The 12,893-nt window shown below is 47.6% G+C and carries 16 protein-coding genes; 14 read left to right on the top strand and 2 right to left on the bottom strand.

Annotated features, from left to right (window positions below; genetic code table 11):
• Position 1 precedes the first annotated feature (1 nt).
• Positions 2–565, bottom strand: a complete 564-nt coding sequence (locus GJR95_RS05555; protein ID WP_162384928.1) for a biopolymer transporter ExbD — start codon at positions 563–565, stop codon at positions 2–4.
• Between the two features lie 105 nt (positions 566–670).
• Between GJR95_RS05555 and GJR95_RS05560 the strand changes: the two genes are divergently transcribed.
• The 4 genes from GJR95_RS05560 to GJR95_RS05575 all read left to right on the top strand — a co-directional run bounded on the left by GJR95_RS05560 (position 671) and on the right by GJR95_RS05575 (position 6,524).
• Positions 671–1,150, top strand: a complete 480-nt coding sequence (locus GJR95_RS05560) for a hypothetical protein (RefSeq protein ID WP_162384929.1) — start codon at positions 671–673, stop codon at positions 1,148–1,150.
• Between the two features lie 24 nt (positions 1,151–1,174).
• Entirely contained in the window at positions 1,175–4,165 is a 2,991-nt protein-coding gene (locus tag GJR95_RS05565) for an FAD-binding and (Fe-S)-binding domain-containing protein (RefSeq protein ID WP_162384930.1), read from the top strand.
• Between the two features lie 444 nt (positions 4,166–4,609).
• Entirely contained in the window at positions 4,610–5,701 is a 1,092-nt protein-coding gene (locus GJR95_RS05570; RefSeq protein WP_162384931.1) for a hypothetical protein, read from the top strand.
• Positions 5,702–5,831: 130 nt separating this feature from the next.
• Positions 5,832–6,524, top strand: coding sequence for a 3-keto-disaccharide hydrolase (locus tag GJR95_RS05575; protein WP_162384932.1), 693 nt, complete (start codon positions 5,832–5,834; stop codon positions 6,522–6,524).
• Between the two features lie 169 nt (positions 6,525–6,693).
• Here GJR95_RS05575 and arfB read toward each other — a convergent pair whose 3' ends face one another.
• Positions 6,694–7,098: an alternative ribosome rescue aminoacyl-tRNA hydrolase ArfB gene (gene arfB, locus GJR95_RS05580; protein WP_162384933.1), complete on the bottom strand. Its 405-nt coding sequence runs from the start codon at positions 7,096–7,098 to the stop codon at positions 6,694–6,696.
• 104 nt (positions 7,099–7,202) lie between these two features.
• Between arfB and GJR95_RS05585 the strand changes: the two genes are divergently transcribed.
• The 10 genes from GJR95_RS05585 to GJR95_RS05630 all read left to right on the top strand — a co-directional run bounded on the left by GJR95_RS05585 (position 7,203) and on the right by GJR95_RS05630 (position 12,837).
• The gene (locus GJR95_RS05585; RefSeq protein WP_162384934.1) at positions 7,203–7,544 is read left to right on the top strand and encodes a hypothetical protein; all 342 of its coding nucleotides are present in this window, start codon (positions 7,203–7,205) and stop codon (positions 7,542–7,544) included.
• A 21-nt stretch (positions 7,545–7,565) separates the two neighbouring features.
• Positions 7,566–7,937, top strand: a complete 372-nt coding sequence (locus tag GJR95_RS05590; protein ID WP_162384935.1) for a hypothetical protein — start codon at positions 7,566–7,568, stop codon at positions 7,935–7,937.
• Positions 7,938–7,972: 35 nt separating this feature from the next.
• The gene (locus tag GJR95_RS05595; protein WP_162384936.1) at positions 7,973–8,593 is read left to right on the top strand and encodes a hypothetical protein; all 621 of its coding nucleotides are present in this window, start codon (positions 7,973–7,975) and stop codon (positions 8,591–8,593) included.
• Positions 8,594–8,731: 138 nt separating this feature from the next.
• On the top strand, positions 8,732–9,094 hold the full coding sequence (locus tag GJR95_RS05600; protein ID WP_162384937.1) for a hypothetical protein: 363 nt from the start codon (positions 8,732–8,734) through the stop codon (positions 9,092–9,094).
• A 91-nt stretch (positions 9,095–9,185) separates the two neighbouring features.
• Positions 9,186–9,524: a hypothetical protein gene (locus GJR95_RS05605; RefSeq protein ID WP_162384938.1), complete on the top strand. Its 339-nt coding sequence runs from the start codon at positions 9,186–9,188 to the stop codon at positions 9,522–9,524.
• A complete protein-coding gene (locus GJR95_RS05610; protein ID WP_232541097.1) occupies positions 9,457–9,975 on the top strand; it encodes a hypothetical protein in 519 nt (172 codons plus the stop codon). Before GJR95_RS05605 ends, GJR95_RS05610 begins: the two co-directional genes overlap by 68 nt.
• Positions 9,976–10,038: 63 nt before the next feature.
• Complete coding sequence (locus GJR95_RS05615; protein ID WP_162384939.1) at positions 10,039–10,386, top strand: hypothetical protein; 348 nt, start codon at positions 10,039–10,041, stop codon at positions 10,384–10,386.
• Between the two features lies 1 nt (position 10,387).
• On the top strand, positions 10,388–10,738 hold the full coding sequence (locus GJR95_RS05620) for a hypothetical protein (protein ID WP_162384940.1): 351 nt from the start codon (positions 10,388–10,390) through the stop codon (positions 10,736–10,738).
• Between the two features lie 292 nt (positions 10,739–11,030).
• Positions 11,031–11,642, top strand: a complete 612-nt coding sequence (locus GJR95_RS05625; protein WP_162384941.1) for an RNA polymerase sigma factor — start codon at positions 11,031–11,033, stop codon at positions 11,640–11,642.
• Positions 11,643–11,730: 88 nt separating this feature from the next.
• Positions 11,731–12,837 carry a FecR family protein gene (locus tag GJR95_RS05630; protein ID WP_162384942.1) on the top strand — a complete coding sequence of 369 codons (1,107 nt, stop codon included), beginning with the start codon at positions 11,731–11,733 and terminating at the stop codon, positions 12,835–12,837.
• Positions 12,838–12,893 lie beyond the last annotated feature (56 nt).

The following is a 12,893-nucleotide window of genomic DNA, read 5'->3' on the forward strand; positions in this document are numbered from 1 at the left end:
GTCAACTGTCTTGCTGTGAATTGAAATAAGCTGGTTTTTTTAACAACACTGGCTCTCTGACAAATGAGGATGGATACCGAATAAACAGCCGTTCGTAATGCTGGATCATTAGCTGATCATCGCTGTTGAGGCCAGATAGGAGTAAATAAGGAAGATTACCGACAAGTTTTAGTGCTTTCAGCGTGTTGGCTACGTTTCCGAAAGTGGCAAATGAAGTCGGCTTAATTATAACTGCCACATCGCCGTTCGCTGAATTTTTCACCGTTTCCAGTAATTTAGTCAAGCCTTCTGGTCCGAACCCGGTTTGCTGTAATTCTGCCTTATCGTTCCCACCCCAATACTGCATAAAACCAATTCGGTCTTTATCGAGTAAGAATAGTGTTACTACTTTTCTGGGATAAATCGGCGATTCATATTTTTGACAGCCCGATGGCACTGTAACGCCCATGATAACCGGGCGCTGAATGGCTTTCTGAAACACAAAGAACACGATCAGTAACAAGGCAATACTGACAAACGGTGTGAAGTCGATTCGGACCGGGATATGGGTTCGGCGGGTTGTCATAGCGATCAGGTTTTTTAGCCGATTGATGTCTTATTGGCTGTATTTCCATAAACCCGCTTCGGTTTTCGTACCTTTACTGTTATTATCCTATTGGTAGATATGGATATGAGCACGTACGAACGTAATGCGAACCGACTAACCGTTTTTCTGTTACTTGTGGAGATTGGTTTGGCCCTCGCCGGAACAATAAAACTATCGGGACCTATCCCAATTCATTTTAAAGGAAACGGCGAACCCAATCGCTGGGGTAACCCGTCAACGTTACTGGTGATCGCCTTTGTCGGTTGTTGTTTAGTCGGCTTATTGTGGATTATCCGACGTCCGTCCACCGAACAGATGAATACTCCTGGTTCGCCAACGTCCGAGAACAGAGCCAATCAACAACAGAATACCGACCAATTATTGGCTACGATTCGCACCGTAGTGGCTGGCTTGTTTTTAGGTGTTATAAGTCAAATCCTATGGGTTAGCTTCTATCATCAGAAGCAGATTATTCTGTGGCCATCGTTCCTATTTATAGCCCTCATTCTGGCTAGTACGTTATTAGGGCTGTTCAGCGCATTACAATTATCAGCAGAAAGCTAAACAGTTTCGTCATATATTTGCCCCATGTTCCGTCTCCCTTACAACCCGCCCTTCGCTACGCTGGAGCCTTCTTTTGAAGGTGATTTATATTTCGATGAAACCCCTGAACATACCGCTCAGCGTGTGCTCTATGCCACTGATGCGTCGGTGTATCAGGAAATGCCCATTGCCGTAGCGCTGCCGAAATCGGTTGCCGATATTAAACGGCTTCTACGGTTTGCCCAGCAACACGGACTGGGCCTGATTCCGCGTGCGGCCGGAACATCCCTGGCCGGGCAGGTTGTAGGAAGTGGTATTGTGGTCGATATTTCTAAATATTTCGGTCAGGTTCTGGATGTCAACGCTGACCAGCAGTGGGTGCGTGTTCAGCCGGGCGTTATTCGCGACGACCTCAATGCTTACCTGAAACCACATGGTCTGCACTTCGGCCCAGAAACTTCGACTGCCAGCCGTGCCATGATTGGCGGGATGATTGGCAACAATTCATGCGGACTTCATTCCATTGTCTGGGGAACTACCCGCGACCATCTGCTCGAAGTTCGTGTTGTATTGAGCGATGGTGCCGAAGTAACATTTGGCCCTCTTACCCGCGATCAGTTCGACACCAAATGCCGGGGCGAAAATGTCGTTAGTCCGTTGGAACAGCGATTATATGTTCAGTTCCGTGACTGGTTATCCAAGCAAAACGTTCAGCAGCACATTCGTGATGGATACCCAAAGCCAACCGTTTCACGCCGAAATACAGGCTATGCACTGGATGCGCTGGTCGATTTTTGGGGCGTGGAGCCAGATTCTCAGGAGCCGGATGATTCCCTTTACCCTGCTAAAACATTCAACTTTGCTCACCTCATTGCCGGATCGGAGGGTACGCTTTGCTTTATTACCGAAGCAAAACTGAACCTGTTGCCCTTGCCTCCTAAAGAAACGGCGCTCGTATGTGCGCATTTCGATACCATTCGGCAATCACTGGAAGCAAATCTGGTAGCGTTGGCGCATCAGTGCTATGCTTCGGAACTGGTGGATGATTATATTCTGCAACTGACCAAAACCAACATCGAGCAGACGAAGAACCGTACGTTTGTAGAAGGCGATCCGAAAGCGATCCTGATGGTCGAGTTTTTTGATAACACCGTGACCGGTGTTCAACAGCAAGCCGAAGCGTTTGTGGCCGCTCTTCGGGCCAAAAACCTGGGATATGCCTATCCAATTCTGTTTGATGAAGAAACCAAAAAGCCCTGGGCATTACGGAAGGCTGGATTGAGTATCATGTATAATATCCCCGGCGACGAAAAACCGGCCAACGTCATTGAGGACACGGCTGTTGATGTACATGACCTGCCCGATTATATCGACGAACTGGATAAAATGGCGTGGGAAAATCACGGCCTGAAACTCGAATATTCGGCACATGCCGGAGCCGGAGAAATTCACGTGTTGCCACTCATTAATCTCAAATCGTCGGAGGGGCGCACCAAGTTTCGGGCATTGCTGATGGACACGGCGCAACTGGTCAAAAAATACGGCGGTTCGTTGTCGGGCGAGCATGGCGACGGGCGGCTGCGGGGTGAATGCATCGCGTTTATGCTCGGGCCCGAAAACTACCAGCTGTGCAAAGATGTGAAGGCGCTCTGGGACCCACATAATACATTCAATCCCGGCAAAGTTGTCGACACACCACCCATGAACGAGTCGCTGCGTTCGGAAGCTGATGTGGTGATTCCACAACCGAAGACCGTTTTTGATTTCTCCAAAGACGGTGGATTGCTCGAACTGGCTGAAAAATGTTCGGGCTCAGGCGATTGCCGCAAAACGGAAATCTCCGGTGGAACGATGTGCCCAAGCTATATGGCTACCCGGCGCGAACGCGATACGACGCGGGCAAGGGCCAATATTTTGCGGCATTTTTACGGCAATACCCAGAAGCCGACCGACCACGACTACGCGACGGTTAAGGAAGTTCTGGACTTATGTCTGTCGTGCAAAGCCTGTAAAGCTGAATGCCCATCGAGCGTGGACATGACACGCATGAAGGCTGAATTTACGCAGCAGCAATACCGGGAATCCGGGATTCCGTTACGGGCTAAATTGGTTGGCAATTTTACAAAACTGATGTCGCTGGCCAGCATTGCTCCCTGGGCCTATAACGCGATATACGATACACCATCGCTTCGACGTATTGCCAATAAAACGGTTGGTTTTCACCCCGACCGAACAATGCCGGAACTGGCTGGAACGACGTTGAGAAAATGGTTTTCGGCGAGGAGTAAGGCGAAAAACGGACAGCAGCATGCTCAGGTTCTCCTTTTCTGCGATGAATTTACGAATTACAACGATGTGGAGGTTGGCCAGAAAGCAATTCAGTTGCTGGAACGTTTAGGCTATGCCGTTACTATTCCTAACCACGTTGAAAGCGGGCGAACGTATTTATCGAAAGGATTGGTTGCCGATGCCCGGCAGATCGCTATTCGAAATGTAACGTTGCTCAAAGACCTGATTACAGCCGAAACGCCATTGATCGGTCTGGAACCCTCGGCTATCCTGACCTTCCGGGACGAATACCCTGATCTTGTACCGGCTGAGTTGAAGGCCGATGCACAGCGAATCGCTCAGCACGTTTTCCTGTTTGAGGAATGGGTTGCGCGTGAGATCGACAACAAGCGAATTGATAGCAGCTCATTCATTGATGAGGTAAGACAGGTGAAAATCCACGGCCATTGTCACCAGAAAGCCTTGTCGTCGATGGTTCCGGTGAAAAAAATGCTATCGCTTCCTAAAAACTATCAGGTTCAGTTGATACCATCGGGTTGTTGCGGCATGGCAGGCTCGTTTGGGTACGAAACCGAGCATTATGATCTGTCGATGCAAATTGGTGAACTCGTGTTGTTCCCTGCTGTCCGACAGGCAGAGCAAGCTATTATTTCGGCTGCCGGTACGAGCTGCCGACACCAGATAAAAGACGGAACCGGACGAAAAGCGCAGCACCCCGCCGAAATTTTATTTGACGCGCTTAAGTAGCGAGTGATTGAATCCGTAAGTTGCTGAGATGGCTACCTGCTTTGACATCATTTAACGGATAGTAGCGTGAGGTCAGGTTGAAGAACCTGACCTCTGCGGTTTCTCAAAGCCGCATCCGGCATGAACATCGAAGTTTCTCAAATCGCGACGGCGAATCATCCCTGCTATGTCGGTTTCTTCAAACCGACATCACATCCCCTTAGCGACAGCTTTTTAGATTAATTTACGGATCTCAAAGTAGCGTGGGCGTAACCTTGTGATTGAGTAAACGATCCTGCAACGCGCAACATCAACAGAGCAATAGATAGTTAGCTCCGCTTCGCAACGGGATGTATCCGTCTGAAACGGGCAAGATGATTTTCTAACAGAGACATCCTGTCTGCAAACACCAAACCTTTTCTGTTCCTGGTGGTTTTGCATAAACCGAAAACATTCACAGCAATCATGGAGAACTCAAATTCATCAGCCCTTAGCGATGGTGCACAACAAGCCAATATCGTTTCCAACGAAAATGCGGAAGCCATGTTCGGTGCCGATCAGGGCGAAACAAATATGGTTAAACTCGTGGACGGCAAGTTGACGCCCATTGGTGATACCGAAGACGATGTTATGGACGAACAACTCCGCAATCGTTACAGTAGTGACGAAGAACGGAGCTTACAGGGCGACCAGCAGCATGGTAAAACCTACGAAAACTCGGATGCAGCCCTACGCGTCGGCGACGTGATCGACAATCGGGAAGTACCTAATGATCCGATTGCTGAGGCCGAATTAACGGGTAATCCCGATGCGGGCGACACCGTCAATACGGGGCTGCCTTCCGAAGATGCGCCGAATGATCGTACTGAAAAGGGTACAGATTCTACGCCGACAGGGGCATTTGGAGCCTGGGCGTTTCCGACCGGAGTAGGCGATATATCGGTTCAGAACTCGGTTCCGACAACACCGCCTTCACCTGATCCAACGCAGCCGGTGCCGGGAATTCCGGAAACACCACCAACGCCACCCGTTCCCGGTCCTGAAATACCAGATCTGCCGGGTTCGCCCAAACCGGCGAATCCCGAAATTCAGGAGCCCGATCAGCCCGATCGCTCGCATGAAATCAATGCAGGATACACAACGGCGCGACATCGGGTAGCAACTACCGATTTTCTGACGTATACCGCCGAAGTATCGGGTTTGATCGATGAGACGGATGTAGAACTGAATGAATCCGCTCCGGATGAATCTACGCCGGGTAGTCACTATCAGGGCCAGGCAGCTGGTCCTGATGATCAGGGTATGGAAGAGAAACCAGATACTGGCGATGCTGCCCATCCCTATGATGTGAGCGCTAAAGATGCTGACGTTTATCAGCCGGGCGAACGTCCGGAAGAGAAAAAAGAAGCTCAGGAGCTACCCCGCGAAATGGCCGACGAAAGTAGTGTAACAGCGCAAGATATGATTTCCGGCCCAGATCGCTCTGATCAGAAGTCGACAGAAGGACTCGATCGGAAATATAATGATCCTGAAGCTGCCCGCGATATGGCGAGTTAAGCTAAGATTTGGATTGGTGTAACGCGGGTGGAAACGCGATTCTGGTTAGCACAATTTGTGTAGACTAAGGGCGCAGGTTTCCACCCGCGTTACTTTTTTCCTACTTTTAGCCGCTAAATCTTTTAAGACCATGAAAAAATTACTGATTCCCTGTCTATTGTTAAGCGCAATGGCAGTTGCAACTCCCCCCGACAAAAAACCAAAGTGGACGGCGCTTTTTAATGGTAAAGAAATTAAAGGCTGGCATAGCTATCATAAAGACGGCGTAGTTGGCTGGAGTATTGAAGATGGGGCATTAACGCCCGATGGTACCGGTGGAGACCTCGTTACCGATAAAGAATATGAAAATTTTGAACTCGAATTTGACTTCAAAATCCCGAAAGGCAGCAATAGCGGTGTTGTCTACAAAATTATTGACAGTCCAGATATTAAATCGACGTATATGTCGGGCCCTGAATACCAGGTAATTGATGATAAAGGGTATCTGGATGGCGACGGAAAACCGTATAAGCTGAAAGATACTCAGTTAACGGGCGCTAATTACGATATGATTCCGCCCGCCGATATGAACGTGACAAAAGCGCCGGGCGAATGGAACAAAGGCCGGATTGTGGTCAACAATAATCATGTCGAACATTACCTGAATGGGAAGAAAATGGTCGATTATGAATACGGTTCCGACGATTGGAAGCAACTGGTGGCTAAAAGTAAGTTTGCGAACTGGCCTTATGCCAAACCTCATGCAAAAGGTAAAATAGCCCTGCAGAACCATAGTCCCAAAGAGCGCGTCTGGTATCGGAACGTACAGATTCGGGAGTTGTAATGTATTATTGACTTGGAATGAAGGCCCAAATACTCCTGCGAGTATTTGGGCTTTTTTTATTAATGGGTACGGCAGCCGTAAACGATGAGGTCGATCTTATCGACCACTTTTTGAGGTAAAATCATTTACTCGATTCACGCAATAACCTTGAACAGGCAAGTGGATCAAGCTACTCATAATCAATTCGTTTTCGATTCGCTTTTACGTCTCCCTTCCGCTTTTTCTCCGAAATCCGTTCGTCGACCGATGCCTTCGACGGTTTGGTTGCTTTACGGGGTTTGGGTTTCTCAAAGGCTTTTTCAATCAGGCGGTAAAATTTCTTTGTAACCTTCTCTTTGTTAGCCAACTGCGTCCGTTCGGTTTGGTGGGTAAGCACCAGTTCGCCGTCGGTAGTGAGTTTACTGACCAGTTTTTCTTCCAGAATAGCCCGTTCCTCGTCGGTAAGCAGGGCTGAGTTGCGAACATCGAAGCGGAGTTCAGCTTTGGTTGCCACTTTATTCACGTTCTGGCCACCTGCACCCCCGCTTCGGGCAAACTGATAACGTATGTCGGGTTGTAGGCGGTTCGGGTCCATCAATAGTCGAGTCAGTTAGTAGATTTTATTTGAAAAAGTGATCACTGAACGAACAATCCCTGAAAGGAACAGTTCTTTTTGTCAAAACTAATGGATTCAACGTTATGGCACATCACGATCAAAAAATCGCCACGATGCTGGACGATACGCTGGCTACCCTCGGTGGTGGAGCGCGTTCAACAACGCCCGATGATGGAGTGAATCTAATTCAGGAATGGATCGGGATTGTGCGGTCAAACGTAAGCACGCAATGGGTAGCCGAACCCCTTGAAAAACTCCGTGACGCAATCAACGCCAATAATATCCGGGAAGTCGAACGCCTTTTATACGACCTCTCCGGCGAAACGATCGACCTTGCCAACAATGCCGCCGAAGGTGACTATAAACAAGGTTTGCAGAACCTGTCGACAGCCCTGAAAGATTTTGCACAGGGGTTGGCGAAATAACTTTAATCAACTGATACGATTATGATTTCTCAGAATCAAAACCAGACGTCGCTCATTGAGCAAACAGTTAATACATTCGATGGACGGATTGGCGAAACAACGGCCACTGACGGTTTATCCATCATCGATCAATGGTTGAATCGACTCGATGTTGCAGGTGATGAAGATACCGACGACATTGCCGATACGCTTGAAAGTTTACGGGCCGAAGTTCATGTAGCCCAGCAGTACAACCGGCCCGACAACCAGCGTATTGCCGCTTTATTGGAAGATTTGATCAGCCAAACCCAGAAAGTGGCTGCTACGGCCGAAGCCAGTGCCGAACAGGAAGAACTCTCTCAATTGGTGGCAACCCTTGAGAACCTGCATCGGCAGGTAGCAAACAATAGCTGACAATCTTAAATTATCTAATCCTAAACCCGATCATTATGGCACTGAATCAGCATGCATCGAATTTAGTTGATACAACCGTTAATGCCTTCAATGGCAATACGACCGATATCTCCCCATTTGACGGTATTTCGCTCATTGACACCTGGATAACCACATTACGTAATGGCGAACAGAACACGATTTCTGTTGCAAACGGTTTGAGTGAACTGAAAGCTGAGCTACAAAGTGGCAACCCGAACGGATGGCATATCCGGGGAATCCTCGAAAACCTGGTTAATCAGGTCAGACATACCGCCCGTTTAGCTGATAGCGACGTGAAAACAAAGCTTGCTCCGTTGATCGAAGCGCTGGAAGGATTCAGTTATCAGCTCGGAGGCTCGTCGAAACCGGCCAATATGGGAGGGCAGGCACCCATGACGAGTACAGTTGGTGGCGAGTCAACAAACAGTGGCGCAGGTACATCGATAATCGACATGGACGATACGACTGGTAGCGACGGTGGTGCTCGCAGTATAGGGGGCGCAACCGGCGACGATTATAGTCCGGAATCAGGCACCCGGTCGTCGGGTGTATCGAGTGAAAACAGGCCTGACCATGCGGCCAGGTACGAATCGGATACCGATACTGGCTCCTCGGGAGGACGCTCACAGTACTAAATTCGTAATAAACAGGAAGAGAGGGTTTTGCGATAAGGCAGGCTCTCTCTTTTGTTTTGCCCCCAAACAAAGCGTCGATTGAAGGGTTTTAGTAAATACAAAACCAATTAACCTCCGCTTCGGTGGTTCTCAACGACTATGGCAAATCAACATTCGCAAACAACCGGTTCGTCGGCTACAACCCTGCTTGATGCTACAGTAGCAGCTTTTGATCAGGGCCAGGCAGCATCGCCCCAGGAAGGAATGTCGCTCATTACGGACTGGTTTTCATCGATTAAAACTAATCATTTCACCGGCGATCTGGTGGAGCCTCTTACTCACCTTCACGATGAGTTAAAAACGGGAGAGCCGAGTCCGCAGCGACTTCAGCAATTATTGAACGAACTGGCCGATAAGACCGACAAAGCAGCTCCGAAAGCTGAAGGCGATCTACAATCCCGCTTACAGACACTGGCTACGGCGCTTCGCAACTTTGCCGGACAGATTTCAACGGCGGTATAAATAATGGTCAGGAGTCATAACGTTCCAGCGTTAGTAACTGCGCCCAGTGACTTTATGACCCGACAACTCACTAATCTAATCACTTACGTTTATGGCTTCACACGCATTGGATCAGCGGCTGTTTGATCAGACAGTTGGGGCGTTTGGGGATGGAACGGAAACATCTCCTGCCGATGGCGTCCAACTTATTAATGGATGGCTGAAAGTCATTGAAGGAAATATAAGTGCCGAAATTATTGAAGGAAAGCTAAAGGAACTACGGAGTGAGCTACAGTTCACTAATCCAGATGCTGACCGTATTCGTGCATTACTGTTTAGCCTTGCCGATCACACGTCGCAGGTGGCGCAGGGATCGAATATTCATGAACAAACGTCTGGTAAGCTGGAAAACGTGGCAACCTCGCTCCGAAAGCTGGCTGCACAACTATAAAAGTTTACGGTTTATTGGAATTCGGTTTATGGCTGGCTCCAATGTAACGGAAGCATTAATGGGAAACTATAAACCGAATTTCACAGACTACAAACCACAAACGCAAATGGGATCGAACATACTGGAAGAACGAATGCTGCAGGACACGCTCGGAACGCTTCGCCACGAGAATGAGTCGACTATTTCGCCAGCTCAGGGCGTGATGCTCATTGATGGCTGGCTACAGGCCTTACAGGGTGATCCGAATTTAAATCAGCTTGAGGCTGAATTGAACGAGCTTCGTGTCGAATTACAGAGTGCTCAGCCGAACGATCAGCGCATTCGTGAATTAATGCTCAGTCTGGCCGATAAAACCCAGAGCGTTGCCGAAGGGCCATATGCCGAAGGAACCTGGACGGGCGGTCTGGAAAGCTTGTCAAAAATTCTACGAAGCTTTGGAAATAAACTGTAACGGATACCTGAATAGCTAGCCATTTATCCTTTTTACGACGTACAAAACCTAATTCACTACATTATGGAAACGCAAACCACACTCGAGCATCGGATGCTCACTGATACACTGGGCGCATTTGGCGAAGGGATTACAACCATTCTTTCGGCTGAGCGAGGTATCCTTTTGCTGGAAGGCTGGCTAAATGCATTGCGGGGCGATGTTGGCGCAGAACGTATTCTGGCTGAACTGGGCGAGCTACGCGATCACCTTAAATCAGAACAGTACGACAGCGATAAAATCCGGCATTTGCTCCTGAGTTTAGCCAGTCATACAACGGCTCTTTCGCATGAACCAAGTGTTGATCAGGTAACCGCTGGCCAGTTGAAGCAATTAGTAAATGCATTACGAAACTTTAGCAGTCAACTCTAATATGCTATCACACGAAGAATCAACCGATCTGCTCGATTCAACGATGAGTGTTTTGGGCACAGACTTTACAACATCGACACCACAGAGTGGCACGGGTGTTATTGACGAATGGCTGGTAGAACTCCGCAAAGCCGAAAATGCTACCGAAATCACAACTACGCTCGAACAGGTAAAAACCGAGCTGGAAAGTGGTCAGATTAACACCACTGAGTTGAGTCAGTTATTTAACCGGCTTGCAACCCAAACCGTTGAATTTAGTACGCTGATGGGGTCTGAAGGTGATATTGCTCCCCGGCTCGAAGGCTTATCTTCGGCTCTTCGTTCACTGGCCGGGCAGTTGGGGAATCAGTAATAAAATACGCTGGTTAATTTATTACTGACTATTAATTAACAGTCAGGTTATTCTGAATCACAACAACAAAGGGAGCGTATGGACTAGTTGCGCAAATAGTCCATACGCTCCCTTTGTTGTTGGGCAGTAATCTGTACAGTCAACAGAATTGTACACTGATTTTTCAAGCCAGTAGTTAGGCAAAACATGACTAAAAAATAAAAGTCAGCATAAATGATATTATTGTTGAGTTATATTTGTACAAATAATTATTTTTAAAGATATATTTATATTATTTCACGATAATAAAGGTATGAATGTTGCGGACACTATCGATGATGCGCTGTTATGGGGCCAGTTTCAGCAAGGTGATCCTGTGGCTTTAGGGAAATTGATGACCAGAAACTATACAGCTCTGATTCGGTACGGTACCAAGTTTAACCGGGAAAAAGATGATATACGGGACTGCATTCAGGATATATTTGTTGATCTCTGGAACTGTCGCACAACCCTTAGTCGGTTAACTACCAGTCAGGTTCTGCCTTATCTGATGGCTATGTTACGTCGGCTGCTTCACAAAAAACACCTACTTCGCCAACGAGTCAGCTTAATCCCCATAGCTGATGAGTATGAAGATACAAGATTTACTATATTTTTTTCGCCTGAAGATCAGTTGATTGAGGATGAAAAGGCTCAAACTAATACACAACACATCCAGCAATTAATAAATCAATTACCACCACGGGCTAAGGAAGCTATCTATCTCCGATTCTATCACAATATTGATCGTCCCTCGATTGCTCAAATCATGGGTATATCTGAGCAGTCAGTTTCAAATTTGTTTCAAACCACGTTTCGCCAACTCCGTCATAAGGTCAGCGCCGAAATTTTCTGGTTGCTCCTGCTGCTACCGCTAATAGGTTGATGCCGCGTAGCCGAAAAACAAAAAAAGTTTAATTAGAAACAGTATCTGCAACGAGTTTATCGCTATCAGGATATGAATGCTGTTCAATATGCCTGACTACGAATTATTCACAGTTGACGATTTTTTATTTGATCCGTATTTCCAGGACTGGATCAAAAATCCCACTCCTGCCAACGAATTTTTTTGGGAGGAATGGTTAGCGCACCACACTGATCGAACGGCCGATCTAAAACTGGCTCGCCAACTGGTTTTAAGTTTACACATCGAGCAACCTATTGTTAGTCAGGATCAGATTCAGGAAGATGTGCAGCGGATGCTCCACAGAATCGACCGGCAAGAGACGCATAAGCCGTTTCAACGCATAACCCGTTCATTTTTGTCATGGAGGGCTGTAGCGGCTGCCGTGCTGCTCCTGACAGGAATAGGAGGGTGGTGGCTTAATCAGTCAAAACACCAATTCCTGTCAGGAACGGAGCCGGTTGCGTCGAAACAGTTACCCCGTCGTATAGAGGTTAAACGAAATGATACGCAGCAGCCAGTGCGGGTAGTATTGCCCGATGGAAGTGAGGTAGCGCTTTCTCCCAAATCCTCACTTGCTTATCCGAGCGTTTTCGCCGATTCAAGCCGTGAAGTTACCCTGACCGGAGAAGCATTCTTTACCATTGTCAAAAATCCAGCACATCCTTTTTTGGTCTATGCTGATCAGATCGTTACCCGTGTATTGGGAACTAGTTTTCGGGTTCGGGCTTACCCTGAAGATTGCCAGTTAACGGTTGCCGTTCGTACTGGTAAAGTAGCTGTGTATGCAAATACGGACCATGCAGGATCGCATCAAGCCTCTTTTATGGATAAACGCGTCATTTCATTAACTCCTAACCAGCAGGTTGAATTTTCGAAAGTCAATGCTGAATTCAAAAAAATGTTGGTAGAAAAACCGGCCGTAGTAGATCACAGCCTTAAAACCAGCGATTTTGAATTCGATGAAACGCCTGTCGGTACGGTACTCCAACGCTTCGAACAAGCCTATGGCATCGCCATTATTTACGATTCGGATCTGATGCGAGACTGCGCACTGACTGCTTCTCTTGCCGATGAAACAATGAATGAACAATTGGCTATCATTTGTAAAGGTATTGGCGCTACGTATGAGATTATCGACGGTAAGATTGTCATTCATTCAACCGGATGCCAATAAACAGGAACTACCGATTTACAGACTGTATCTATTCTTAACCTTTTATCTGTGAGCTG

The sequence above is a fragment of the Spirosoma endbachense genome (assembly GCF_010233585.1).
Classification (GTDB): Bacteria; Bacteroidota; Bacteroidia; order Cytophagales; family Spirosomataceae; genus Spirosoma; species Spirosoma endbachense.

Coding starts and splice junctions, on each gene's coding strand:
- GJR95_RS05555 (WP_162384928.1), bottom strand. CDS start 565: ATGACAACCCGCCGAACCCATATCCCGGTCCGAATCGACTTCACACCG.
- GJR95_RS05560 (WP_162384929.1), top strand. CDS start 671: ATGAGCACGTACGAACGTAATGCGAACCGACTAACCGTTTTTCTGTTA.
- GJR95_RS05565 (WP_162384930.1), top strand. CDS start 1,175: ATGTTCCGTCTCCCTTACAACCCGCCCTTCGCTACGCTGGAGCCTTCT.
- GJR95_RS05570 (WP_162384931.1), top strand. CDS start 4,610: ATGGAGAACTCAAATTCATCAGCCCTTAGCGATGGTGCACAACAAGCC.
- GJR95_RS05575 (WP_162384932.1), top strand. CDS start 5,832: ATGAAAAAATTACTGATTCCCTGTCTATTGTTAAGCGCAATGGCAGTT.
- arfB (WP_162384933.1), bottom strand. CDS start 7,098: ATGGACCCGAACCGCCTACAACCCGACATACGTTATCAGTTTGCCCGA.
- GJR95_RS05585 (WP_162384934.1), top strand. CDS start 7,203: ATGGCACATCACGATCAAAAAATCGCCACGATGCTGGACGATACGCTG.
- GJR95_RS05590 (WP_162384935.1), top strand. CDS start 7,566: ATGATTTCTCAGAATCAAAACCAGACGTCGCTCATTGAGCAAACAGTT.
- GJR95_RS05595 (WP_162384936.1), top strand. CDS start 7,973: ATGGCACTGAATCAGCATGCATCGAATTTAGTTGATACAACCGTTAAT.
- GJR95_RS05600 (WP_162384937.1), top strand. CDS start 8,732: ATGGCAAATCAACATTCGCAAACAACCGGTTCGTCGGCTACAACCCTG.
- GJR95_RS05605 (WP_162384938.1), top strand. CDS start 9,186: ATGGCTTCACACGCATTGGATCAGCGGCTGTTTGATCAGACAGTTGGG.
- GJR95_RS05610 (WP_232541097.1), top strand. CDS start 9,457: ATGAACAAACGTCTGGTAAGCTGGAAAACGTGGCAACCTCGCTCCGAA.
- GJR95_RS05615 (WP_162384939.1), top strand. CDS start 10,039: ATGGAAACGCAAACCACACTCGAGCATCGGATGCTCACTGATACACTG.
- GJR95_RS05620 (WP_162384940.1), top strand. CDS start 10,388: ATGCTATCACACGAAGAATCAACCGATCTGCTCGATTCAACGATGAGT.
- GJR95_RS05625 (WP_162384941.1), top strand. CDS start 11,031: ATGAATGTTGCGGACACTATCGATGATGCGCTGTTATGGGGCCAGTTT.
- GJR95_RS05630 (WP_162384942.1), top strand. CDS start 11,731: ATGCCTGACTACGAATTATTCACAGTTGACGATTTTTTATTTGATCCG.